The following is a 22,792-nucleotide window of genomic DNA, read 5'->3' on the forward strand; positions in this document are numbered from 1 at the left end:
AACGGATGCCGAATTTTCAACGTTGTGACCTGACGTTCTGGTGTTCTTGGACATTCGTCATTGTAGTGTACCCGAAATCATTCGGGAGGCTTCAATGACTGAAATCGTAATCCTTGGCGGCGCACGTACTGCTATTGGCACTTTTGGTGGATCGTTGGCGGGTACACCGCCGATTGATCTTGGTACTGTTGTGGCAAAGTCTGCAATGGAACGTGCTGGCGTTGCAGGCGACCAAATCGGCCACGTTGCATTTGGGCATGTGATCAACACTGAACCGCGCGACATGTATCTTAGCCGTGTCGCAGCGATGAATGCGGGCGTTCCTGAAACAACCCCTGCGATGAACGTAAACCGGCTTTGCGGGTCGGGCATTCAGGCGATTGTATCTGTTGTGCAGTCGCTGATGCTGGGTGATGCGCAGTTCGGCCTTGCTGGCGGTGCAGAAAACATGAGCCGCTCACCTTACATCCTTTCTGATGCCCGCTGGGGCGCAAAGATGGGTGACATCAAATCCCAAGATATGATGCTGGGTGCGCTTAACTGCCCGTTTGGAACAGGCCACATGGGCGTCACGGCTGAAAATGTCGCGGCAGAGCATGGGATTACCCGTGAAGACCAAGATGCATTCGCGATGCTTAGCCAAGAACGGGCAGCAGCGGCGATCGAAGGCGGTTACTTTGATAGTCAAATCGCGCCGGTACAGGTGCGGGTCAAACGCGACACGGTTGATTTCGTACGCGACGAACACCCAAAGGCCAGCACGATGGAAAAGCTGGGCGGTCTTCGTCCCGTGTTCCAAAAAGACGGGACCGTTACTGCGGGCAATGCATCTGGTCTGAACGATGGTGCAGCAGCGGTGGTTCTGGCAACGGCTGATGCAGCAGCAAAGGCCGGGCTGACGCCCAAATTCCGCGTTCTTGGTTACGGTCACGCAGGCGTGCGGCCCGATGTCATGGGGATTGGCCCTGTTCCTGCTGTCCGCAACCTGCTTGAAAAAACTGGTCTATCCGCCAGCGACTTCGACGTGATCGAATCGAACGAGGCTTTCGCATCGCAGGCATTGGCCGTCAGCAAAGAGCTTGGGTTCGACCCTGCACGCGTGAACCCAAATGGCGGCGCAATCGCGCTAGGTCACCCTGTTGGTGCGACCGGTGCGATTATCACGGTCAAAACCATGTACGAATTGGAACGGACGGGCGGCAAACGCGGTCTAATCACAATGTGCATCGGCGGCGGTCAAGGCATCGCACTGGCGATTGAGCGTATCTGATCTAGCATTCCAGATCTAAAGATAGCCGCGCGTTCTGCTGGACGCGCGGCTTTTCTTATTTCGTGGGATAGTCCCGCACGAACACCCACTTATCCCCTTCGGAAAGGTCGGGGTCATAGTCATAGCCGCCACTGCTGAAGCCTTTGATATCTTCAGGGTCGGTCAGGCGGTTCTCAACAACGTAACGCGCCATCGCACCACGTGCGCGTTTGGCGAAAAAGCTAACGATGCGAGGCTTGTCGTCTTTGACTTCCATAAACTGCGGCGTGATCACGCGCAGCTTAAGCGCATTCAGATCAACCGCACCAAAGTATTCTTGGCTGGCGCAATTCACCAGCACTTGGGCATTTACCTCAGCAGCTTGGGCATTCAGCGCCTTGGCAATTATGTCGCCCCAATAGTCGTACAAAGATTTGCCGCGCCGGGTTTTCAGCTTGCTACCCATCTCCAAACGGTAGGGCTGCATCGCGTCCAGTGGGCGCAACAGCCCGTATAGCCCTGACAGGATGCGCAGATGGTCCTGCGCCCAGATCATGTCATCCTCGGATAGGGTCTTTGCTTCTAGTCCCTGATAGGTATCGCCATTGAACGCCAAGGCAGCGGGTTTTACTGCATCATCGCTGGGTTCTGCGGCGAACGCTTTGAAACGGTCGCGATTCAGGCGGGCCAGATCATCAGACAAATGCATCAGCTTTTTCAATTCTGCCAAAGTCAGATTGCGTGCGGTTTTTGATAAACGCACTGCGTCTTCCTGAAACGCGGGCTGCGTGGGGGTAATCCCGACCGGTTCCATATCAAGAGCTTTGGCAGGGGATACAACGACGAGCATGACAATCTTCCTTTCGAATTGCCGGAAGATGTAACACGGGGGACCGTGGTGACCAGACCTTAGTTCAATTGAACCTGCAACGGATACTGCCCATCCTCAAATGGACCAAAGAAATCATCCACATCGGGGTGATCCACAGGCTCGCCAGAATAGTCAGCGATCAAATTCTGTTCGGACACATAAGCCACGTAAAAGCTTTGGTCATTTTCAGCCAAAAGGTGATAAAACGGTTGGTCCTTCTTGGGCCGGCTGTCCTCTGGAATGGCATTATACCACGCGTCTGTGTTCGAAAACATCGCGTCCACGTCAAAAACCACCCCTCGGAAGGGATGCTTGCGATGGCGGACCACTTGGCCAAGATGATATTTCGCGCGCGTCTTGAACATAGTTTGAATATATGGCCCATAGACCCCTAAAGTCCACGGTGCGCGACACGTTTTAAGGAAACAGACTGTGAATATGATCTTAACAGTGCTGAATATTACAGCACCCGTTTTCATTTTGGCCGCTATTGGATTTGCATGGGTGAAGCTGGGTTTCGAATACCGTGTTGAGTTCGTCACCCGCCTTACGATGACGCTATCGGTGCCGTGCCTGATCTTTGTCGCGCTAATGAAAACCGAGATCGAGCCCGAGGCGCTGGCTGCCTTATCGCTTGCGTCACTGGTAGCTTATCTCATTGTAATGGCCGTGAGTTTCGCACTGGTCAAAATCGCAGGGCTAGACATCCGTACGTTTCTCGCTCCCCTTGTCTTTGGGAACACCGGAAATCTGGGCCTGCCGCTCGCGCTTTTTGCATTTGGCGAGGTGGGGTTTGGTTACGCTGTCGTCGTGTTTGCAGTCATGGCGATCTTGTCATTTACGATCGGCGTTTGGATCGTTTCAGGTGGTGGATCACTGAAACGTGTTGTCCAAGAGCCTTTGGTTGGTGCCACTCTTTTAGGCGCTTTATTTCTTTGGCAAGGTTGGCAAACGCCGATGGTTTTGACGAATACGCTGGAACTGATCGGCCAAATGGCGATTCCCATCATGTTGATTACCCTTGGCGTGGCCGTTGCCCGGCTTGAGACCAAAGCAATGACACAAGCCATGTGGCTGTCAGTGATCAAGGTCATCATCTGCGTGGCCGCATCATGGGCCGCGGCGGCTTGGTTCGGGCTTGATCCTGTTGCGGCGGCGGTTCTTATCGTTCAAATTGCGACCCCTGTGGCGGTTACTTCGTACCTGTTAGCCGAAAAATACGGGGCCGATGCGCAGCCTGTTGCGGGGCTTGTCGTTGCCTCGACCCTGCTGTCAGTCGTCTATTTGCCGATTATCCTTGCTTTTGTGATCTGATCTACCTGCCTTTGGCATTTGCAGATCGGTCTGAACACGCTATCGTGTTAAAAAAACAAAATGAGCGAGAGGCAAATGAGCAGTTTCTTTCGCGCTATGGCACTGATGCTTGTTCTAGGCAGCTGTGGAGGACCGAGCCATAACTCGGCCCCGCGAAACCTAGACGATGCGTGTAGTATTGTGTCCGAGCGCCCAGAGTATTTACGCGCTTTCCGCGCCGTTGAACGCAAATACGGCGTGCCTGTGCCGTCACTGATGGCGATCATCTATCAGGAAAGCAAATTCATCAGTAACAACCGTCCGCCGCATCGCTATGCGCTGGGTGTGATCCCAGTCGGGCGACAGTCCTCTGCAGTTGGGTATAGTCAGGCGCTTGATGGCACTTGGAAAGAATACCAAGAGTCTGTCGGTGGCTCCCGTGCGAGCCGCCAAAACATCCGTCACGCAACGGATTTCATGGGCTGGTACATGGCACAGACCGTTGGTGCGACAGGTGTTCCAATTCACGACACGCGCAATCAGTATTTAGCCTATCACGATGGCCGTACCGGGTATTTGCGTGGAACTTGGAAATCAAAAAGCTGGCTAATCCGTATCGCCGGAGAGGTCGAAGCCCGCGCTGTCATGTATGATGCGCAGTTACGATCCTGCCGGAAACGGTAACAATAAAGGCGGCCTTCGCGGGCCGCCTTTTTCTTTATCTATATGAACAGACTTAGTTACTGCGGTTACGCGTTTCAGCCTGAATGTTGAACAGGATGTCCCGAACACGCCCACCTTTGGCAAGATCATTCAAAATAACTGTTGTTTGCGTGCCAACATCATCGGTCACGATCCACTGACGCAGCTCTACCGGGTTAGCTGTAAACACAAGCTGAATGTTCCCATACTCGGGGTGATCGGGGTCTTGGGCCGTAACCGTGGTTGTTGTGCCGTCAGAGGTCACACCCGTGACCATGTTCTCTTGGCTTAGGTTTACGTTCTCACGCAAGATCAGCCCAAGCGGGGTCTGGTTCAGCGGATAGCGATCTGGTCCCGCATTTGAGCGCGGATCAAAGATCGCAAGCGAACCGCCGCCACCAATGACGAGCGTGTCATCGGGCGCATTATATTCGAACCGAATGCGGCCCGGGCGCTTAATATAGATCTGGCCGGTCGAAAGCGTGCCGTCTTGGTTAATCTGCGTGAACCCGCCCTGCGCTGTTTGCAGTTGGTTCAGATATTGCGAAATCTGCGCAAGGCTAAGTTGTTGCGCGGATGCGGCGCCTGCGTAAACGGCAAGCCCCACTGCTAGGACGGTGTATAGGATACGTTTTATCATGCTCTTTACCTATGTGTTTGGGCAGGAACTTCCAGCCTCAGATAGGACAAAGACAGCATTTATCACCGTGTTAGGCGATATCACGCCCGCTGATTTTAAATAACAGCGGCTCTCTGATTTGTTCAGAGAGCCGCCGATCGCCTTAAAGGACAGTGATTTCAGGCTATTGAACCCAGATTTCCACCCGGCTGTGGCTCGCGCCTTCGACTTGTCCGTCATTACACGTCGCAGACGAAATGCCGCCAAACCCATGCGATGAAAGTGTCAGGTTGTTACCCACCACGACATCCGGCGCGTAGCTCATGAATGCTGCTTGCATCTCTGCCGCGGCGGCGGCCGAAGCAGCCAATGCCGCCTCTGATCCGTTGGTGTTGTCGGTAAAGCCGACAAACATAACGTCTTTGCCGACCATATCTGACGCGGCAAGCGCTGCTGACAGGCTTTCGAACATCGCGCGGTTCCACCCACCTTCGACGCCGCTTGTTGGGCCGCCAATCATAGTGGGCGATAGGCGCTTGGCCTCAAACAGGCGTTGGAACATCTGCGCAGCGGCAAGGCGTTCGTTTTCATCAAAATCACCACCCAACAGACGGTTTAGGCGGCGGTTTTTTTCAACTTCATCCTGCCCTGCAGCCGAAAAGTTGTCGAACCCTTCTGCCGAAATCAGGCGCTGCGCTGTCGTGCTTGCAGCAAAGTCGAACATATCGGACACCAGTGTTGTCTCGGGCACGGCATCAAAGCTGATCATAAGCGGACGGATCAATGGGTAATCGCCAGACACAACGTTAAACGCGTTCAAAGCAACTGGCGCATCGCATTCCCCCGACACGGGCAAAGTGATGTTGTCTTCGGAATCCTCAATACCAACGACGCTTATGGCGCCAGCGAACTGGTTCACTGAAGATGCAATGCTAATGCCGTCAGCCATCGTCAGGATATTACCCGCGATGGTTTTGCCTGCTGGTTCCATGACAAGTTTTACAAGCTCTGTCCGGACGGTTGAATTCATTGGCAATTGCAGCGGCAAGATCGCCATATCCGGCCCACCAATTTCAGACCAGTTTTTGATCTCTCCAGCGTAAATACCAGCGAGTTCTGACATTGAGACGCCATCGACCTCAACACCTGGTGCAACAATAACGGCAAAGGCACGCACGCCGAGCAGTTGATCGCTTAGCGCTGGCGCAGTCGCCCAATCTGTCGCAGATGAATAAGCCTCATCCGCTGATCCGCGCATTGTGACCGTGCTGATGACAGCATTCGAAGGCTCGCCGGGCTGCGCGATGTGGATGTTTGCGGTCTCATTCGTCGCCGCGCTGTCCATTGCGATGTTACCAGCGGACCCAACTTCTACAGTGGCGCTTGACTGGCCCGTCATCGCATATGAACCAACGACACTACGGTATATTGTATCAAAGATCGGCGCAGTGAAGCTGACGACGAATTCGTCGGCGCCGCCCGTGACAGCGACACTTTCCTCGACAACAACACCTTCGAATGCATCATTTGTCAGACCGAAATCATTGTCCGAAATCACCTGAACACAGCCCGCGCCGTAACAAACGACCTGTGACGCAGGGACGCTGACGCGGCCAACAGAGGTTTCGACCGAAACCATAGTCCCGTTATATCCAACGATTTCCCCGTCTACGCTGATAAAGCCGTCAACCGACCGAAGCTCTACCGGTTCAGCAAATAATGCAGTTGGTGCAACTGCACACAAAAGTGCAGCAGTCATATTCTTCAGCGTGATCATTTTTAGCTCCAGTGACCATTCGTTCGCGAGAGAGGTGGAACTCGCAACTTTTTGGATCGACGCAGCTGGCAAGACTTTGTCGATCGACCCCTTCAAACACAAACGGTGCTGGTACTCACAACAATCACTTAGCCTTGTTGAGTTCTTTGATACCTGCGGAAAACCGCCGATACAACTGTATGGGCTCCACTTGTGCCAAACTTAGGTGCATCAGCAACAGAAATAGGTGAACAGGTGCAAGTGCAATTGGTCTCGCGCTTTCGCTGGTTGATCAAACTTCGATCAGAAACAACCACTTGGCGTCGAATACCGCGCATCTTGGGAACGCGGAGTCCCGACCTATGACCGGTCGATTCTATTAGGTTTCGTTCTATCCGCTGCGCCATTGCCTAGTGTCAGCCCCGCAAAATCAAACAGCTTTGGGTCAAGCAGGTGCGACGGCCTTGCGTTCATCAACGACCGGAACATGACCTGACGCCGACCGGGACTGTTCTTTTCCCAACCATCTAGAATTTGCTTAACCTGTTGGCGCTGCAATCCGTCTTGTGAGCCGCAAAGGTCACAAGGAATGATCGGATAGTTCATCGCATTGGCAAATTTTTCGCAATCGACCTCGGCCACATGGGCAAGTGGGCGATAAAGGAAAAGATCACCCTCTTCGTTCACCAGTTTTGGCGGCATCGTCGCCAAACGACCGCCGTGAAACAAGTTCATGAAAAACGTTTCAAGGATATCATCGCGATGATGCCCCAAGACAACGGCAGAACACCCTTCTTCACGCGCGATACGGTACAGGTTGCCGCGGCGCAGGCGTGAACAAAGAGCGCAGAACGTGCGACCAGCAGGTACCTTGTCCATCACGATAGAATAGGTGTCTTGGTATTCGATCCGATGAGGTACACCCATCTTTTCTAAGAATTCAGGCAGTACGGTCGCCGGAAAGCCAGGCTGGCCCTGATCAAGGTTACAGGCCACAAGCTCAACCGGCAGCAACCCGCGCCATTTCAGTTCATATAGAATGGCCAGCAGCGTGTAGCTATCTTTGCCGCCGGAAAGGCAGACCAGCCATCGCACCGGAGGTGCGTCAGGATCGCGTGCATCGCGTTCGATCATGCCGTACTGCTCTATCGCCTCGCGCACATTCTGCACGATGCGTTTACGTAGCTTCTTGAACTCGGTGGTTTTGGGCGCACCGTAGAACAGCGGATGGATATCGTCGGCTTCATCTAACATAGGCGTCCTATGCCAGATGCTGCGGTGCAATCCAATCTTTTGTTAACGGCTCAACGCACTGATTGCCCCAACGTATGTCACGACAATTGACGCTATTCCGACCCCCCAAAACCCCGACCGCAAACCGCTAGCTCCAACCCAATATGCCGCGAGGAAGCCAACCCGCGCGATCAAATAAACCAACGCCGCTGTTGCTGTTATCTGCGTTTGCCCTGACAAGACCACCACAACTAAGGCCGCAGGTACATACATCGCAGACGATTCCACGGTATTGCGCAATGCCCGCCCCGATCGCCCTGCAAACCCATCGCTGGATAGCGGTTGCGACCGATCCGTCATGACAAAGCCCACACCTTTGCTGCGTACAGTATACAAATGCTGCCCGAATGCCGCGACAAATGTCAGCGTCCCGATTCCCAGTATTGCGATAAGTTCCATGTTTCACCTCCAGTTACTTTCGAATCGAAAGCTACCATGCGAACAGTAACTTTCAAATTGAAAGTTTGATTCAGTCATCGCTCAGGTGTAGAACTGAGGCATGAAAACAGATCACCGTAGCCCCTGCCCCATCTCTAGCTTCCTTGATCTATGGGGTGACCGTTGGACGCTCATCATCATCCGCGACATGCTGGTTGGGAAACGGCGGTTCAGTGATCTTGAGGCCGGAAACGAACGGGTGCCAGCCAGCATTCTTGCAAACAGAATGAAACAGCTAACCGAAGTCGGCGTTGCGAAACGTGTTCAGTATTCAGAACGCCCACCTCGGTATGAATATCATCTGACTGATAAGGGCAAAGCGCTCCGGCCTGTCCTCATTGCGATGAGCGACTGGTCAGAAGAAAATTTGGATGACAGATGGCATACACCCGATTGGTTCCGCGAAGGGCGCAGCGCGCCCGGCAGAGATTAATCAGGTACGTTGTCTACGCCGCCAGTAGCCCAAGGGTGGCATCGGCCGATACGACGAATGGTCAGCCAGCTTCCCTTGATTGCGCCGTGCTTTTCCAGCGCCTCAAGTGAATAGACCGAACAAGTCGGGTGGAAACGGCAGCTATTCCCGATCCATGGCGACAATACCAAACGATATGCGCGAACGGGCAATGAAACGACGTAAGCCAAGGGGGTCATGCGTGCACCTTTTTCAACGCGCGGCGTAAATCCGCGATCAACGTATCAAAAGGTAGGGTCGCGGTCACATCTTTACGACCGACCAGCACGTAATCCCAGCCATCAAGCCCCATTTCAGGCAAAACGGCACGGGCAACTTCGCGCAACCTGCGCTTGGCACGGTTACGGGCGACAGCATTGCCGACCTTCTTTGAACAGGTGTACCCAACGCGAATCCCCTCTGCTTCGCCCTCGGCCCGTTTACGGGCTTGCAGGTGAATACCGGGGGTTCCTTGGCGACGCGCACTTGACGCACGCACAAAATCCGCACGCTTTTTCAGGACGTGCAGACAAACGGAAACCGCCGGAGTGCCGTCAACAGGCCCAACCGGCGGTTTCAAATCGCTCAAAACGTGCTAACGCTTACGCGCTTAGCTTCGCACGGCCTTTGGCACGGCGATTGTTCAGGATCTTACGGCCAGCTTTAGTAGCCATCCGTGCGCGGAATCCGTGGCGGTTCTTGCGAACCCGGTTTGATGGTTGGAACGTGCGCTTCATCGCGTTCTCTCCGGTTCGAGGCCAAACCCCAGAAGGGATTCGAAGCCGATCAACATTTCAGACCTGTCCTTTAGAGAGGAGACCACTGCATGTCAACGCGCGAAGCCCCCTGAAACTGCAACAATTCCAATAAAGTCAGAGTCGCAAATGTTTCAGTGATCTCGGCCAAACCAGTGAAAACTGAAATAACCGTACGTTTCCTATCAACGCGTCGTGATGCGGGTACCGCCCGCCACCATATATGTCCATCTATGGTGCGACACGCTGCCCCGCTATAGGATGACCATGACGACCACCGCCACACACCCGCTGATCCGAAAACTGCCGTTGATCACGATTATCATCGTCGCAGTAATTGGTACGTATCTTTTGCGTGACAAGCTGACATTCGAAGCCTTAGCCGAGAATCGCGAGGCCCTGCTGGCATTTCGTGACAACAACTACCTTGTTACCGTAATGGCGTTCATGGCTGCATATGTTGTGATCGTGGCCTTTTCCCTGCCCGGCGCAACAATCGCGACCCTTACTGGGGGCTTTCTGTTTGGCGTCTTTCCCGGTGCATTATTCAACATGACCGCTGCCACAATCGGCGCGACGGGGATCTTCCTTGCTGCGCGCTGGGGATTTGGCGAAGCCCTAAGCCAAAAGCTCGATAGCGCCGAAGGCATGGTGAAAAAGGTAAAAGCCGGAATCAACGATAACCAATGGTCGATGCTGTTTCTGATGCGCCTTCTTCCAGTCGTCCCGTTCTTTTTGGCTAACCTGATTCCATCGTTCTTGGGCGTCCCACTGCACCGATTTGTTGTTTCCACGTTCTTTGGGATCATCCCGGGCGCTGTGATCTACACATCGGTCGGGGGAGGCTTGGGCGAAATATTTGCCAAAGGCGAAGCCCCAAACCTTGGCATCATCTTCGAGCCAGCTATCCTTTTCCCTATCATCGGATTGTCGGCGCTTGCTGCCCTTCCCATTGCGATCAAAGCCGTCCGCGGCAAGAAAGGCCTTTAGACCATGAAGCGCATTAAAACAGATATCTGCATCATCGGCGGCGGCTCTGGCGGGCTGTCGATTGCGGCAGGCGCGGTTCAGATGGGGGCAAAGGTCGTGTTGATCGAAGGCGGCAAAATGGGCGGCGACTGCCTGAACTACGGCTGCGTGCCATCCAAAGCACTGATCGCATCAGCCAAACAAGCCTATGCGATGTCGCATGGTGGCCAGTTGGGCGTTGCTGAAACCGACGCTGTCGTCGATTACGCCGCAGCCAAAGACCACGTTCATGATGTGATCGCCACGATCGCCCCGGTCGATAGTGTCGAACGGTTCGAAGGTTTAGGCGTTCATGTCATCCAAGAATACGGCCACTTCATTTCAGAAACCGAAGTTCAAGCAGGCGACACGATCATCACTGCGCGGCGTTTTGTCGTGGCAACCGGATCCGGCCCGCTGGTTCCGCCCATTCCGGGGCTGGATAACGTCACTTATTTCACAAATGAAAACATCTTTGATCTGCGCGAAAAACCCAAGCACCTAATCATTATCGGCGGCGGCCCCATCGGGATTGAAATGGCACAAGCCCACCGTCGACTTGGTTGCAATGTAACCGTCATCGAAGGCGCAAAAGCGCTAGGTAATGATGACCCAGAGCTTGCTCAAATCGTTCTCGACACCCTACGCGAAGAAGGCGTGAACATCATTGAAGATGCCCAAGCCGAAAAAATCAGCGGCAAAGGTGACACGATCACTGTGCATACGGCCAAGGGTGACTTTACTGGATCGCACCTGTTGATGGCCGTTGGGCGCAAGGTGAACACGGATAAATTAGACCTTGATAAGGGCGGCATCGAACATGACCGCCGCGGGCTAAAGGTTGGCGATAACCTGCGATCCATCAGCAATAAAAGGGTCTATGCAGCCGGTGACGTCGCGGGCGGGCTGCAATTCACGCATGTTGCTGGCTACCAAGCAGGTGTTCTGATCCGGTCGATGCTATTCGGCCTGCCATCAAAGCAACGCACAGATCACATCCCTTGGGCGACCTACACTGACCCAGAATTGGCGCAAGTCGGGTTAACCGAAGCACAGGCCAAAGAAAAACATGGCGACAAGGTCGAAGTCGTACGCTTTGAATTCCACCATAACGACCGCGCAATCGCAGAACGCAAAACCAAAGGCCTGATCAAGGTCATGGTGTTAAAAGGACGCCCAATTGGCGCATCAATCGTGGGCCATCAAGCGGGTGAATTGATTGGAATGTGGGCCATGGCGATCGCCAATAACATGAAGATGTCTGCCATCGCGAACACCGTTCTGCCCTACCCCACCATTACTGAGGTTAACAAACGGGCTGCGGGTGCCTATTTTAGCCCAAGACTTTTTGAAAACCCGACGGTCAAACGTGTCGTCGGCCTTGTGCAGCGGTGGTTGCCATAGCGAGGAATAATGACCAACTCACTTTCCGGCCGATTTCTGATTCTCACGGTAGTTTTCGTGATGTTGGCCGAAGTGTTCATTTTCGTCCCCTCCATCGCACGATTTCGCCAAGACTATCTGCTTGCTCGGCTTGAACGGGCGCAGCTTGCGTCGCTCGCGTTGGAAGCGGACGATATGATCAGCCCAGCTCTCGAGGCGGAGCTGCTGGAAAACGCCGAAGTCTATAACGTCGTGTTGCGGCGCGATGACATGCGACAGCTGGCATTGTCATCACCAATACCGTCACCAATCACGGCAACATATGACATGCGCGCACCGACCAGCATGACGCTGATCGCTGATGCTTTGCGAACATTGCTAGACGCCGAAGAACGGGTCATCCGGATCATCGGGAACCCTGTGCGCGATGGCGGACTATTGATCGAAGTCACCATTGATGAAATGCCGTTACGTGCGGCAATGCTCAAATACGGCTGGAACATCCTAATCCTATCGGCATTTATCTCAGTGGTCACAGCTGGCCTATTGTTCTTTGCCGTTCGCAAATTGCTCGTCACGCCGATCAAAGGCGTCGTCGCCCACATGGAAGCCTACGCCAAATCCCCCGAAGACGCGCGACAGATCATTACGCCCTCTGCCAGCATCAAGGAACTGCGGGCCGCCGAAGAGTCATTGCAGATGATGCAGACCCAACTGACCAGCGCCCTGAAACAAAAGGAACGGCTTGCGCAGCTTGGCAGCGGCGTTGCCAAGGTCAGCCATGACCTGCGTAACATCCTGACCTCCGCGCAGTTATTCACGGACCGGATTGAAGGGTCAGAAGACCCGCTGGTTCAACGCATGGCGCCAAAGCTGGTCGGATCAATCACACGCGCCGTGCACCTATGCGAAACGACCCTTGCCTTCGGACGCGTCGAAGAACCTGCCCCATCACTGTCACGCGTTAATCTTGCGCAAATCGTAAGTGACGTGATCGACAGCGAACGGCTAGCAGCAGGCGATTACTCACTATCATTCTCCGAGGATATTCCTGCCTCGATGACACTGCGCGCCGACGGTGAACAATTGTATCGTGTCATTCAGAACCTCGTCCGCAACGCACGTCAGGCCATCATGGCCACCAATAAACCCGGCGAAATCGGCCTTCACGCCCACGAAGACGATGACCGCTGGCACCTTACAGTTTCCGACACCGGGCCAGGCCTGCCACCAAAGGCACAAGAACACCTATTCCAACCTTTCCAAGGCGGCGTACGAAAAGGCGGGGCCGGACTGGGCCTTGTCATCGCAGGCGACCTGATCCGAGGACACGGCGGACGGCTACGACTGGAAAGCACCGGCGAGGCAGGCACAACATTCGTCATCGAACTGCCCAAAGCCGACCTTGCCCTTACGGAAGTAAATGAATGACAAAATAATCGAAATTGGGCCTTGCGCCCAACCGCCAGCACGTCTAAATCCCCCCTAACGCGGATTGGTAGCTCAGTTGGATAGAGTACTTGACTACGAATCAAGGGGTCGGGGGTTCGAATCCTCCCCAGTCCGCCATTTACCACATGTCGAACGTCAGATGAATTTGACCTTTTCGTCATGACTTTGACCCAAACCCCGTTTGACCTGTTCCGTTGAGCTGACTTCCCTTTCCGGAAAATCAGGGCTGATTTGCAGGTCAGACGCCGTAGGCGCCTGTTCCTGCTGATCTGCCACGTGGCGAACGCGGAGGGGGGGGCGAGACAGGACAAATCGACAAGGTTGGTGCGGCCCGCAGCGCAGCGAGGACACGGCCTTGTCTATTTGTCTTGTCCGAGGGGGGAGGCTGCGCCTCCACCCTGACGGTGAAGGGCGTTTGGCTTGTCCAAATCCCCTGAGCCAATGAGGATCTAGCGACGCGGATTTAACCGCGTCTCATTTACATGATCGATAAGTGGACCAAAGCTGCCGCTCGTCTAACATGCAGCGAAGGACTGGAAAGAGCCCATTTTACTTGATTCTGCGCTTCGCACGAACGTCCGGGTCTCAATAGGTGGTCAAACACCTGTCAAAACCAAACGATGCTTTTTCAAGAGTTTGTGGTATCCGAATGTTCAGCTTTTTTGGGCATCGCACCGTCGGCGACCAAGAAAGGACCGTTTTCGCCTAAATCCCCTCAACCAAAGGAAGGTAAGCTAACTGGCTTGTATTGATTAAGACAAGGGCAACCCTTGGTCACCCTTTTGCAAATGGGTTGGAGTGTAGGAGGGGTAGGATCTTACATTAAGCCACGCACTATGCGGAAACGACTATCCATGTTAAACTCGTTGCGTTTGTAGGGACTCGAAGATCTTAGACAAGTTTACCAATCTATAGAGAGGTTTTGCCATGCCCGAAAACGAAAACGAATTCCGCGCGCGGCCTGAACGCACCGATTTGACGCGCAAAGTCAACGATGTCGTCAATCGCGCGTTGACCGACCGGGAGTTCAGTGAAACCCTTCGTAGACTCTCTGGCGAAGCTGCGGACCGGGGCCGCCAAAGCTCCGAGTTCAAGGAACTGGTCGCCCTTTTCGCCGATAACGAGGATGACTTGCGTCTGATGATTGGAGGCGGTGGCGGTACCGAGGGCGATGGGACGATCACTACGATCCTGACGTTCACCACGAACTCGACGCTCGCCTGCACCACCACCACGACCACCACTACGACCACCACGACCAGTGATTTCTGCCCTGATTTCTGACCGGGAGACAGCATCGGCGCACCTTCCGTCCCATGTCGCAGCTGCGCGTGCGGAAATGGACTGGTCTCGTCTGGTCGAGGGCCGTCTTGGTGCCGCGACGAAGGACAGCATCTGGAGATCCTCCCTCGGTGGAACGGGCACGCTTCCGCGCCAGGGATGGAAACTGCATGTCTCCGCCACGATCCTCTCGGCGGAACGGGTCTTCCAAATAGCGGCGGATATCCTTGACGCGCGAGGCGTGCACTACAAAGCATGCGCCACGATCGAGATCGTCCAGAAGCTGAATTCCGGCCTCATTTATGGTTATGCCCAGATCGGCAAGGTCATGACAGTCTATCCGAAAACGGACGGCGAGGCCGTCGAACTCGCTCACCTCTTAGATCGGGGCTGTGACGGGTTACCCCATCCAATCGTTCCCTTCGACGCCCGGCTGCGCCCGGGCTCCAACATCTATTATCGATACGGTATCTTTCTCGGGTCGTCGCCCACGGGAGAGGGCGAAGAGGCACAGATGATCGAGCGGCCCGACGGGGAGCTGGTCGCCGATGTCCGAGCGCCAGGTCACGCGGTTCCGGATTGGCTTGCGAACCCCTTCGAGCGGTCCGAGACCCGCTCTGAGAGGCTGAGGCCGAGAACGCCGATTTCGACGACCTACAAGGCCTACGACGTGCTGAGCCAGAGGGGCAAGGGCGGGACCTATCTCGGGCTCGACCTCTCCCTCACGACCGCCCGCCGCTGCGTCATCAAAGAAGGCCGCGCGGAAGGCGAGGTCGAGTGGTCGGGCCGGGACGGACGATGGCGAATCCAACAGGAGCGGTTGCGGAACGAGGCCCTGAGACGTGCTTCGGTCGCGGTTCCCGAGGTCTATACGCATTTCGAGACTGACACCTCGCGCTTTCTCGTTATGGAATACGTTGACGGGGAGACCCTGCAGTCGGTCATCCAGTCCGATCCACCGTCGGAATTCGAAACGGAGCTGAAGCTATGCCGGTTGATCGCTGGGACTGTTCGCGACATCCACGGCGCCGGGCTTGTATGGCGCGACTGCAAGCCCGCCAATTTCATTATAGGGCCCGAGGGGCAAGTTCGACCGCTCGATTTCGAGGGCGCGATCCCAGAGGGTGCCCCCGCCCGGGACGTTTGGGGATCACCCGGCTATACGGCACCCGAGGCTATGCGTTCAGCTGAAGGGGCGAGGATCACATTCGCGGAAGACTACTACTCGCTTGGAGCGACGCTGCACCACTTGCTGACGCGGAAACCGCCCCACGAGTCGAAGCTTGAAGACCTGACGATGCTCCGGCCCGACGTTCCTCCATGGCTGGGCGCGCTCATTGGCACTTTGCTCTCGCCTGATCCAGCGGTGAGACCGAGCGCTGAAGCTGTTGAGAGATCATGCGCAAAGGGAGGGCTTACCTAAGTCACCATAGGGCGTCTGATAACACCGTAGATGGTCGAGCACTGTCTGGCGCTGGCTTGTAGGGAGCCTTGGCAGCCCAAGCTGCCAAAAATTCCGTTTGATGGTGCAAGAGAGGACAATCAATAATCTCCGTTATTAAAACCTCTCGATTGCTAAAGCGGCCATTGGAGCAACGGCAGCGAATGGACCCTTCGTCCCGCATAGCAGACGTTAATGCAGATTGCAGCGAATGTCCGGACTGAGCCCGAAGTGTCTCTTCAGACCAGATGAACCAAGCCTAAATTTTCGAATAAGAATTTTGTACCATGAAATACAAGTGCTCCGTTGTCTTGTTCGATCATGATGCCATCATAGTTGGGCAAACCCCAGTTAGACTTTGGAAAACTTGCCGTATAACTATCTGATATCGTAGAAAATAAGACCTTGCCGTTTAGGTCATGGATCGATACCTGATCTCCGGCAACAATTGTAGTTAGTTCATCTGCGGTCACTGTAGCACCCATAGGTTTTTCAATCTAACGCTCAGCGTTTTGCGATCACAAGTCAACGGCAGCAAAGTCCGCATTGCAGACCTTCGACGTCGAGCTACTTAACGGCGGCTACGCGAGACAAAACCGACCTTGATCAATTTTCGATGAATGGCTGCTTTTGTCATGCTGCATGTGCAGGGGAATGCGGCAAGGGCGGAAACCGGACTGTCTGACGTCAGACACTCCTTGTTCCTTCCGTAGCTAGCGATCAATCATTGCAAACGTCGCAAATGGCAGCATCTGATGTGACGACACCTTCTGACACTCGGAATGGATTGTTGCAGTGCAAGCAGACGGCATAACTTAGGTCAGCGTGGTTTCCTTGCTGCCGATCGTATTCACGTTCGTCTTCATCTTTGTTCTTCACGTTCGTTCCTCTCTGCATTCAGATCTGACCCACCATGAACCCGATCACGGCACCAATGATCATCGCGACACCAACCCTTAACGCGAGTTGCCCACCCATATGCGATCTATGCCAGTGATTGACCCCTTCGATTTGATCATCTGTTAAGCCTTGGGACTTCAAAAATCACTAGCTTGCTTTTCATCATTTTCCGTAAAATATGTTCCGTGTGCCCAAGGCATCTTGTTAGTCCTTCAAATGTTTATCGCTCTAGGAATTCCGCCAGGCCGTCACATGAATATTCATTGCCCTGATCGCAATCGTCTTGCAGGATTTCGACAGTCATCGCAGGGCATAGCAACGCAAAATTTGTGCCATAGCCACCCATTGCAGCACCATACGATACCGGTAGAAATCGTGCATCGATCTCGATACCATCGATGGTCTTTGCTGGACAGTTGGCCACATATTCAAGCGGCTTATAAGGAATATCACCCAACTCAGAGTCATCTACTTCAACATCATCATCGAATGTGCAATCCGACCAAATACCGTTTTCGATTGCAAACTCAGTTTGATGAAATGGTAGGATCACTGGATTGCCGCTGCCATCGTCTACGCTGGCGAAAAACTGCAGAAGAGGCGACATACTGAACCCAGAGAGGCAGGCCCAGACCGAAGGTGTACTGTCAGCGGCAACAGCGCGCGCATTATCTGTGTCTATTCCTTCAATAGAGGCGATTGGAACTGGGTCGTAACGATCACCAAGCGATAGATATCCGAGGCGATTGGGGGCGGTCATACGCGCCCATTCCGCTTCTGATACAAAAGAGACGTGCTTTGCCGAAACGTATCCAGTGTTGATCGGTTGTGGTGTAGCATCCGTTTCGTCTGGCCGCGATAGTACGCCCATTCTAGTATCTATTGGCCACCATATTAGGTCGGCTTCAATGGCCGATTGCAATGAAATTTGCAGTTCATCGCTGACGCCACCTTGTTCGAGTTGGTTACAAATTTCAGCTACGTCAGCGTCCGTCGTTGTCATGAAGTCTCTTGCGAGCAATATCTGGGTTTCGAGTTCAAAAAATGTGTTGATGTAGTCGCTGTCAGACGATGGGCCAGTTCGAGCTAGATAAACGTCCAATGGTTCGAGGTTAGACGCGAAGGCCACCATGCCAATCGGAGCAGAGCATGAAACAGTCGTAGGAGGCGCGTCGTCTACCAGCGCCGGGGCCAGAAACTTGTTCTGAGCGAGGGCACTAGAAGCAAAAATGACTGAGAGTATACTGCCAAATAGCAGGGCTGATTGAAGACGCATCGTGTATCCTGTAAAAAGTTGTTTCGTTTCAAATGATGGGGAATTGGGTCAATACTTTGGCCGAAATTCGCCCATGATCCTCCTTATCAAAAGTTGTGCGGTATTCAAGAGGTTCACTTCCTAGTGGCAGCAGCGCCAGAACCATTCTGTATTGATACCGTTCAATGCGGCATGAAACATGAACCGGATCAATTCCGACAATCTCTTTCTTTTTGGGGTCAGTAACCTTGATTGTGCATCGGACCGGATCGGGCATTCCCCAACGCCTGCTCTCACGCGCTAACGTACTATCCTGCACTCAGCCGGAATCTACCCCAATGCGGCCATTCATTGCCTAAAAAGGCTAGATGTTGCATGGGTCTGATCCGAACGTTGGCGCAGCGGCAATGAAGGTCGAAGAGTCCGCGATGTGTCAGTTCAGCCATAACCCAGATGTTGCGAACATAGCGAACGGCGGAAATGTGGGTTGCGACCGCAGCGACTTGAAGGTGGGGCCAAGGTCTGGAAAGGGCCGTTGTGTCGACGTTGAGTTTTCCTGCTTCCCAAAAGCGGACTTTAGCTGCGGCACAGAAATTCGGTAGAGTGGGCTCTTTTGAGACATTCGCCGCGCGCGGCATGAAGGTCCGCAATTGAATTTGGGTCAGAAATGCTTGACGTTTGGGTCAGAATTGAATGACGTAATTTTCTTGTTTTCTGAAGTTATGATTGCCGAAAGAGTCAAAGGTGCGCGACATTCCACACCACATGTCGAACGTCAGATGAATTTGACCTTTTCGTCATGACTTTGACCCAAACCCCGTTTGACCTGTTCCGTTGAGCTGACTTCCCTTTCCGGAAAATCAGGGCTGATTTGCAGGTCAGACGCCGTAGGCGCCTGTTCCTGCTGATCTGCCACGTGGCGAACGCGGAGGGGGGGGCGAGACAGGACAAATCGACAAGGTTGGTGCGGCCCGCAGCGCAGCGAGGACACGGCCTTGTCTATTTGTCTTGTCCGAGGGGGGAGGCTGCGCCTCCACCCTGACGGTGAAGGGCGTTTGGCTTGTCCAAATCCCCTGAGCCAATGAGGATCTAGCGACGCGGATTTAACCGCTTCTCATTTGCATGATCGTAAAGTGGATCAAAGCTGCCGCTCGTCTATGGGTCATTCTTATCTCGATTGATTGGTAAGTGCTGCGAAGACGTAGCTGGCTTTTATAGGTTTTTGTTGAAGTGCCCCTATGGATTCTACCCGGTAGGGGGGGGCGGGATTCGACGTGACAGGTTACTACTCACTCCCATGAACGCTTGTAAGACATCTCCATGTAACGAGTTGCTGTTTGCGCTTATTCGCTGAACGAAAGCCTTCGTGCGAGATCGCGTATCAGGGCGGCTGCTTTGGCAGAAGGCACACCTGGTGTGCCGCCTTCGGTATAGAACCTCAGCAATAACGCCTCTCTTTGTTCGGGTGTCGTTTGGAGGCGCAGTCGCGCGCCATCAGGCGTTTCAGAGATAACCGTTACGACAACTTCGCCCACGTCCTGCAATTTGATCGTGCCTACGGTGCCTAGCGGATACCGCTGGCCACTGATCCGCATTGTGTCCTGCGTTAGGGTCTTGATCAGCACCTCCGTATTGACACCACCCACAACCAAAGTTGTTGGTTCAGGTGCGTCTGCGATGTGCCTTTCCTCTCGAGGTAACTCAACAAATGTCAGGATTGTCATTGATAAAACGATGAGGTTGTAAAGCGTCCAGAATAGGACGACGGTTTTGCCCTGCCCAGCATCGTTGAAGGCATACCAGTCCGAAAAAATGCCGATCAACAACCCGCCAACAGTCAAAACAATTAACCCAAGGTATGGCGCAAGTAGTGACCATTGGATGACGATCTTGCTTCGGTCACCGCCTTTTGCAGTCACCTTGAATGGATGGCCTTGCGGTTTGAACAAACCCACAATTGCGGCACGTGAAATGGGTATCGCGCCAAGTATCTGGCTGACGTCATTTAGAATGGGAACAACTAGACCGCGCGCAATTGAGTTGATGGATAACAACACCCAAAAGTAGTAGACGCCAAAGTAGCTAATCACGTCGGCAACCTCTGCGTTCACCACGGTGATATTGAAATACCAATAAAGCAATGGGTAGGTCAGAGCTGCAAGCCTAAATGGGAAAGTGCTGAGCCAGTACAGCCCTGCATCCAATACGCTCCAGCGATCTCGCAGTCGCAGTTTGTTTTTGGCGAATGGGCCTACGCGGCTACGCGCAATTTGCATCATGCCCAAACACCAACGCGATCGTTGGGTAACATATTCTTTGAGGCCCTCAGGAGCTAGTCCTTCGGTAAGGGGCTCATCTAGATAAACGGTTGCCCAGCCGGCTTCTCGCAACACGAGCGTCAGCATGTAGTCTTCGGTGATGCTTTCAGTTGGAAACCCGCCTACTTCTTGAAGCGCGCCCCATCTCACGACAGAGGATGTACCACAGCAAAATGCGATCCCCCAAGCGTCACGCGAAGGCTGCAGGTGATCAAAGAACAACCGCTGTTCGTCGGGGTACGACCTGCTGAGCCCCAGATTGTGCTGGATAGGGTCTGCGTTAAAAAAATGTTGTGGCGTCTGAACCAGTGCAACGCTTGGATTTTTAAGCAGTGCGAGCGTGCGGCTAATGAACCCTCTATGTGGCACGAAATCGGCATCAAGAACTGCCACGAAATCCGGCGGCACGGCGTCCGCCGCCAAGACTTGCAGGGCGTTATTCATATTCCCAGCTTTGGACCCGCGATTGTCAGATCGGGTCAGGTAGCGAACCCCCTTCATTGCACAGTAGTCTTTCAGCCAATCGCGGCGGCCGTCATCTAGGACAACGACTTCGATTGAAGGATGGTTCAGCGCTTTGGCCCCAATGATGGTACGCTCCAAAACCTCCAACTCTTCGTTGTAAGTCGCGATCAAAATAGCGACATGAGGCGGATCTGAGTCACCCCACCAATTCAACTGTGCGGTAGCATCTTCGCCGCGATGGCGCGTGCGTGACAAAATCGTAAATGAGCTCAAGGAGCTAATGATCGACAGCGTTTCCAGGCCGACCAATGACCAGCTAGCTAAGCAGTCCCAAGTCCAACCTAACGGTGCGATCGTTTGAGTGATGCGCCACCATAGGTAACGCAGTGCCAGCATACCGGCGACCAAGAATATCCCACTTCTATGCCATCGGTTTTTGGTGTCAAAAACCAATGGCAATAGGATAGCGATCCCAATGACAAGCAGAACCCGTACCAGACTGCTTTCGATTTCGCTCAGGTAGAAGGCATCAAACATATCAGTTCAATATGTCACGAAGCCAGTCTAGCGGCCGCGTATCAAAGAACACTCGGCCTGTTTGGCCGACTGTACAGCGCAAATGGGTGTCTTCTCGTAAGGCAGGGACAAGCAGAGCAATGTCATATCGTTCAAGGTGCTTTTCCGAAGGCGAGACCGCAAGGTTGCGATAAATCGTTTGTGCGCCTGCGCCTGCAATCCTCGTGATAGTGCCATCGTAGAGTGCCTCTGTTCCATCAAGCCTAAACTTGGCAGTTTGGCCAACACGCAAACGGTTATAGACGTTGTCTGGCACAGAAAGTGTAACAAGCGCTGAGCCACAGTTCATCAGCTTTACGATGTCTTGCCCACGTTGAACAATCTCACCATCACCTGCTAAAACTTCCCATAAAACGCCCTCACTCGGAGCATTTAGCGAAGTGCCGGACAACCCGCCGACGCGTGCGTTTTCTTGGGTCACCCTTAGTTTGAGCGCCGCAAGTCGTTATTCGGATTCTGTCAGTTGAGCGCTAAGCGAGGCACGGTTCGCTTTCTGCTCGATCAGCCGTTGTCCAGAAAAGGGAATATCATTGTAGCTATCGCCAAGAAATACACCGTCGGTAATTGCGTTTCTGGTGACTTGAAGCGTTTCATACTCTTCGAGCGCGCGCGAAAGCTCAACACTATCAGCAGTAGCATTATCTTTAGGTTCTGGAAGGCCAAGCAAGGCCACGCGCTCGCTCGCCCGTGACAGCCGCGCTTCGGCTTCTGCCATCCGCGCCGCAGTGTAGATTTCGTTCCGTGTTCTTAGGTTCGCAATTTCTGCGTCTGCAATCGCGATAAGGCTGGCCAAATGCACTGCCTGAGATTGCAGGTATGCCTGCTCTAGCTGGAGGTCATTTAAACGAACAGTGTCAACGAGCCCATCATGTACCGACGCAACTTGTTCGCCTTCAGCAATCGTAGCACCGAATGTTCGTAACGGCATGTCCAAGACACCCGCGACAGGCGTGCGCACTGTGCTTAACCGCGCGTTAACAATCGCGTTGGAGCTTACCCCGGTGATTTGCTCTCCGATAATCACCCACAATGCAATCAGAACAACTGTTGCTCCGATCAAAAGCCTACCTACACGCATATCTAGCCTCAAAGTAAAGCCGGTGAACTAACCGGCACATAATCGAATCATTCGATGTGGGCTGCATCCTTACACGATTTTTAATGATGGAAGGAAAACTTTGGGCTGATAAAGATCTACAACTCTTCGATGCTCGATTTGATCGTGTTCAATCCCCAAGACTCATCGTGCAAGCCAGAAACAGAACCCAAATTGTCGATCTCATAGG

The 22,792-nt window shown here is 53.6% G+C and carries 24 protein-coding genes and 1 tRNA gene; 10 read left to right on the forward strand and 15 right to left on the reverse strand.

Going from position 1 to position 22,792, the window contains the following annotated elements; translation table 11 throughout:
* Positions 1-94 precede the first annotated feature (94 nt).
* The gene (locus ACHUEV_RS11990; protein ID WP_394180135.1) at positions 95-1,270 is read left to right on the forward strand and encodes an acetyl-CoA C-acyltransferase family protein; all 1,176 of its coding nucleotides are present in this window, start codon (positions 95-97) and stop codon (positions 1,268-1,270) included.
* Positions 1,271-1,325: 55 nt separating this feature from the next.
* Here the strand turns inward: ACHUEV_RS11990 and yaaA are convergent, their stop codons facing one another.
* Positions 1,326-2,099, reverse strand: coding sequence for a peroxide stress protein YaaA (gene yaaA / locus ACHUEV_RS11995; RefSeq protein WP_394180137.1), 774 nt, complete (start codon positions 2,097-2,099; stop codon positions 1,326-1,328).
* 59 nt (positions 2,100-2,158) lie between these two features.
* Positions 2,159-2,485, reverse strand: a complete 327-nt coding sequence (hspQ, locus tag ACHUEV_RS12000; protein WP_394180139.1) for a heat shock protein HspQ — start codon at positions 2,483-2,485, stop codon at positions 2,159-2,161.
* A 67-nt stretch (positions 2,486-2,552) separates the two neighbouring features.
* On the opposite strand from hspQ, the gene ACHUEV_RS12005 reads away from it, so the two are divergent.
* Positions 2,553-3,434, forward strand: coding sequence for an AEC family transporter (locus ACHUEV_RS12005; protein WP_394180141.1), 882 nt, complete (start codon positions 2,553-2,555; stop codon positions 3,432-3,434).
* A 75-nt stretch (positions 3,435-3,509) separates the two neighbouring features.
* Complete coding sequence (locus ACHUEV_RS12010; protein ID WP_394180143.1) at positions 3,510-4,097, forward strand: transglycosylase SLT domain-containing protein; 588 nt, start codon at positions 3,510-3,512, stop codon at positions 4,095-4,097.
* Between the two features lie 52 nt (positions 4,098-4,149).
* On the opposite strand, the gene ACHUEV_RS12015 is transcribed toward ACHUEV_RS12010, so the two are convergent.
* The 4 genes from ACHUEV_RS12015 to ACHUEV_RS12030 all read right to left on the reverse strand — a co-directional run bounded on the left by ACHUEV_RS12015 (position 4,150) and on the right by ACHUEV_RS12030 (position 8,182).
* Positions 4,150-4,755: a LolA family protein gene (locus tag ACHUEV_RS12015; protein ID WP_394180144.1), complete on the reverse strand. Its 606-nt coding sequence runs from the start codon at positions 4,753-4,755 to the stop codon at positions 4,150-4,152.
* 163 nt (positions 4,756-4,918) lie between these two features.
* Positions 4,919-6,511, reverse strand: coding sequence for a substrate-binding domain-containing protein (locus ACHUEV_RS12020; RefSeq protein ID WP_394180146.1), 1,593 nt, complete (start codon positions 6,509-6,511; stop codon positions 4,919-4,921).
* Between the two features lie 339 nt (positions 6,512-6,850).
* Positions 6,851-7,744 (reverse strand): tRNA 2-thiocytidine(32) synthetase TtcA, encoded by an 894-nt coding sequence (gene ttcA / locus ACHUEV_RS12025; RefSeq protein WP_394180147.1) that lies wholly within the window; start codon positions 7,742-7,744, stop codon positions 6,851-6,853.
* A gap of 42 nt (positions 7,745-7,786) precedes the next feature.
* Positions 7,787-8,182: an MAPEG family protein gene (locus tag ACHUEV_RS12030; RefSeq protein WP_394180149.1), complete on the reverse strand. Its 396-nt coding sequence runs from the start codon at positions 8,180-8,182 to the stop codon at positions 7,787-7,789.
* Between the two features lie 100 nt (positions 8,183-8,282).
* Between ACHUEV_RS12030 and ACHUEV_RS12035 the strand changes: the two genes are divergently transcribed.
* Positions 8,283-8,654, forward strand: coding sequence for a winged helix-turn-helix transcriptional regulator (locus ACHUEV_RS12035; protein ID WP_394180151.1), 372 nt, complete (start codon positions 8,283-8,285; stop codon positions 8,652-8,654).
* Here the strand turns inward: ACHUEV_RS12035 and yidD are convergent.
* Genes yidD through rpmH form a run of 3 tightly spaced genes read right to left on the reverse strand, consistent with a single transcriptional unit; the run spans position 8,651 to position 9,409 of the window.
* Positions 8,651-8,872 (reverse strand): membrane protein insertion efficiency factor YidD, encoded by a 222-nt coding sequence (gene yidD, locus ACHUEV_RS12040; RefSeq protein ID WP_106357984.1) that lies wholly within the window; start codon positions 8,870-8,872, stop codon positions 8,651-8,653. The genes ACHUEV_RS12035 and yidD overlap by 4 nt on opposite strands.
* On the reverse strand, positions 8,869-9,252 hold the full coding sequence (gene rnpA, locus ACHUEV_RS12045; RefSeq protein WP_394180199.1) for a ribonuclease P protein component: 384 nt from the start codon (positions 9,250-9,252) through the stop codon (positions 8,869-8,871). The genes yidD and rnpA overlap by 4 nt, the downstream gene beginning before the upstream one ends.
* Positions 9,253-9,274: 22 nt before the next feature.
* On the reverse strand, positions 9,275-9,409 hold the full coding sequence (gene rpmH / locus ACHUEV_RS12050; protein WP_008231458.1) for a 50S ribosomal protein L34: 135 nt from the start codon (positions 9,407-9,409) through the stop codon (positions 9,275-9,277).
* Between the two features lie 279 nt (positions 9,410-9,688).
* On the opposite strand from rpmH, the gene ACHUEV_RS12055 reads away from it, so the two are divergent.
* The 6 genes from ACHUEV_RS12055 (at position 9,689) to ACHUEV_RS12080 (ending at position 15,974) form a co-directional block, all read left to right on the forward strand.
* The gene (locus ACHUEV_RS12055) at positions 9,689-10,417 is read left to right on the forward strand and encodes a TVP38/TMEM64 family protein (protein WP_394180154.1); all 729 of its coding nucleotides are present in this window, start codon (positions 9,689-9,691) and stop codon (positions 10,415-10,417) included.
* 3 nt (positions 10,418-10,420) lie between these two features.
* Positions 10,421-11,839 carry a dihydrolipoyl dehydrogenase family protein gene (locus tag ACHUEV_RS12060; RefSeq protein WP_394180156.1) on the forward strand — a complete coding sequence of 473 codons (1,419 nt, stop codon included), beginning with the start codon at positions 10,421-10,423 and terminating at the stop codon, positions 11,837-11,839.
* 9 nt (positions 11,840-11,848) lie between these two features.
* On the forward strand, positions 11,849-13,249 hold the full coding sequence (locus tag ACHUEV_RS12065) for a sensor histidine kinase (protein ID WP_394180158.1): 1,401 nt from the start codon (positions 11,849-11,851) through the stop codon (positions 13,247-13,249).
* Positions 13,250-13,310: 61 nt separating this feature from the next.
* Positions 13,311-13,387 (forward strand) — tRNA-Arg (locus ACHUEV_RS12070).
* Positions 13,388-14,197: 810 nt separating this feature from the next.
* Entirely contained in the window at positions 14,198-14,554 is a 357-nt protein-coding gene (locus ACHUEV_RS12075) for a hypothetical protein (RefSeq protein WP_394180160.1), read from the forward strand.
* A 55-nt stretch (positions 14,555-14,609) separates the two neighbouring features.
* On the forward strand, positions 14,610-15,974 hold the full coding sequence (locus ACHUEV_RS12080) for a class III lanthionine synthetase LanKC N-terminal domain-containing protein (RefSeq protein ID WP_394180162.1): 1,365 nt from the start codon (positions 14,610-14,612) through the stop codon (positions 15,972-15,974).
* 257 nt (positions 15,975-16,231) lie between these two features.
* Here the strand turns inward: ACHUEV_RS12080 and ACHUEV_RS12085 are convergent, their stop codons facing one another.
* The 6 genes from ACHUEV_RS12085 to ACHUEV_RS12110 form a co-directional block, all read right to left on the reverse strand.
* Positions 16,232-16,477 (reverse strand): hypothetical protein, encoded by a 246-nt coding sequence (locus tag ACHUEV_RS12085; protein ID WP_394180164.1) that lies wholly within the window; start codon positions 16,475-16,477, stop codon positions 16,232-16,234.
* A 635-nt stretch (positions 16,478-17,112) separates the two neighbouring features.
* Entirely contained in the window at positions 17,113-18,168 is a 1,056-nt protein-coding gene (locus tag ACHUEV_RS12090; protein WP_394180166.1) for a hypothetical protein, read from the reverse strand.
* A 28-nt stretch (positions 18,169-18,196) separates the two neighbouring features.
* Positions 18,197-18,424, reverse strand: a complete 228-nt coding sequence (locus tag ACHUEV_RS12095) for a hypothetical protein (protein WP_394180168.1) — start codon at positions 18,422-18,424, stop codon at positions 18,197-18,199.
* A gap of 1,066 nt (positions 18,425-19,490) precedes the next feature.
* Positions 19,491-21,467 (reverse strand): glycosyltransferase, encoded by a 1,977-nt coding sequence (locus tag ACHUEV_RS12100; protein WP_394180169.1) that lies wholly within the window; start codon positions 21,465-21,467, stop codon positions 19,491-19,493.
* A gap of 1 nt (position 21,468) precedes the next feature.
* Positions 21,469-21,927, reverse strand: coding sequence for an HlyD family efflux transporter periplasmic adaptor subunit (locus tag ACHUEV_RS12105; protein WP_394180171.1), 459 nt, complete (start codon positions 21,925-21,927; stop codon positions 21,469-21,471).
* A gap of 24 nt (positions 21,928-21,951) precedes the next feature.
* Positions 21,952-22,566 (reverse strand): hypothetical protein, encoded by a 615-nt coding sequence (locus ACHUEV_RS12110; protein ID WP_394180173.1) that lies wholly within the window; start codon positions 22,564-22,566, stop codon positions 21,952-21,954.
* Positions 22,567-22,792 lie beyond the last annotated feature (226 nt).

The organism is Yoonia maritima, assembly GCF_043641945.1.
Lineage (GTDB): Bacteria > Pseudomonadota > Alphaproteobacteria > Rhodobacterales > Rhodobacteraceae > Yoonia > Yoonia maritima_B.

What these genes read in the sequence shown, in the direction of transcription:
- ACHUEV_RS11990 (WP_394180135.1), top strand. Translation starts at nt 95, where the DNA reads ATGACTGAAATCGTAATCCTTGGCGGCGCACGTACTGCTATTGGCACT.
- yaaA (WP_394180137.1), bottom strand. Translation starts at nt 2,099, where the DNA reads ATGCTCGTCGTTGTATCCCCTGCCAAAGCTCTTGATATGGAACCGGTC.
- hspQ (WP_394180139.1), bottom strand. Translation starts at nt 2,485, where the DNA reads ATGTTCAAGACGCGCGCGAAATATCATCTTGGCCAAGTGGTCCGCCAT.
- ACHUEV_RS12010 (WP_394180143.1), top strand. Translation starts at nt 3,510, where the DNA reads ATGAGCAGTTTCTTTCGCGCTATGGCACTGATGCTTGTTCTAGGCAGC.
- ACHUEV_RS12015 (WP_394180144.1), bottom strand. Translation starts at nt 4,755, where the DNA reads ATGATAAAACGTATCCTATACACCGTCCTAGCAGTGGGGCTTGCCGTT.
- ACHUEV_RS12020 (WP_394180146.1), bottom strand. Translation starts at nt 6,511, where the DNA reads ATGATCACGCTGAAGAATATGACTGCTGCACTTTTGTGTGCAGTTGCA.
- ttcA (WP_394180147.1), bottom strand. Translation starts at nt 7,744, where the DNA reads ATGTTAGATGAAGCCGACGATATCCATCCGCTGTTCTACGGTGCGCCC.
- ACHUEV_RS12030 (WP_394180149.1), bottom strand. Translation starts at nt 8,182, where the DNA reads ATGGAACTTATCGCAATACTGGGAATCGGGACGCTGACATTTGTCGCG.
- ACHUEV_RS12035 (WP_394180151.1), top strand. Translation starts at nt 8,283, where the DNA reads ATGAAAACAGATCACCGTAGCCCCTGCCCCATCTCTAGCTTCCTTGAT.
- yidD (WP_106357984.1), bottom strand. Translation starts at nt 8,872, where the DNA reads ATGACCCCCTTGGCTTACGTCGTTTCATTGCCCGTTCGCGCATATCGT.
- rpmH (WP_008231458.1), bottom strand. Translation starts at nt 9,409, where the DNA reads ATGAAGCGCACGTTCCAACCATCAAACCGGGTTCGCAAGAACCGCCAC.
- ACHUEV_RS12055 (WP_394180154.1), top strand. Translation starts at nt 9,689, where the DNA reads ATGACCATGACGACCACCGCCACACACCCGCTGATCCGAAAACTGCCG.
- ACHUEV_RS12060 (WP_394180156.1), top strand. Translation starts at nt 10,421, where the DNA reads ATGAAGCGCATTAAAACAGATATCTGCATCATCGGCGGCGGCTCTGGC.
- ACHUEV_RS12065 (WP_394180158.1), top strand. Translation starts at nt 11,849, where the DNA reads ATGACCAACTCACTTTCCGGCCGATTTCTGATTCTCACGGTAGTTTTC.
- ACHUEV_RS12075 (WP_394180160.1), top strand. Translation starts at nt 14,198, where the DNA reads ATGCCCGAAAACGAAAACGAATTCCGCGCGCGGCCTGAACGCACCGAT.
- ACHUEV_RS12080 (WP_394180162.1), top strand. Translation starts at nt 14,610, where the DNA reads ATGGACTGGTCTCGTCTGGTCGAGGGCCGTCTTGGTGCCGCGACGAAG.
- ACHUEV_RS12085 (WP_394180164.1), bottom strand. Translation starts at nt 16,477, where the DNA reads ATGGGTGCTACAGTGACCGCAGATGAACTAACTACAATTGTTGCCGGA.
- ACHUEV_RS12090 (WP_394180166.1), bottom strand. Translation starts at nt 18,168, where the DNA reads ATGCGTCTTCAATCAGCCCTGCTATTTGGCAGTATACTCTCAGTCATT.
- ACHUEV_RS12095 (WP_394180168.1), bottom strand. Translation starts at nt 18,424, where the DNA reads ATGCCCGATCCGGTCCGATGCACAATCAAGGTTACTGACCCCAAAAAG.
- ACHUEV_RS12100 (WP_394180169.1), bottom strand. Translation starts at nt 21,467, where the DNA reads ATGTTTGATGCCTTCTACCTGAGCGAAATCGAAAGCAGTCTGGTACGG.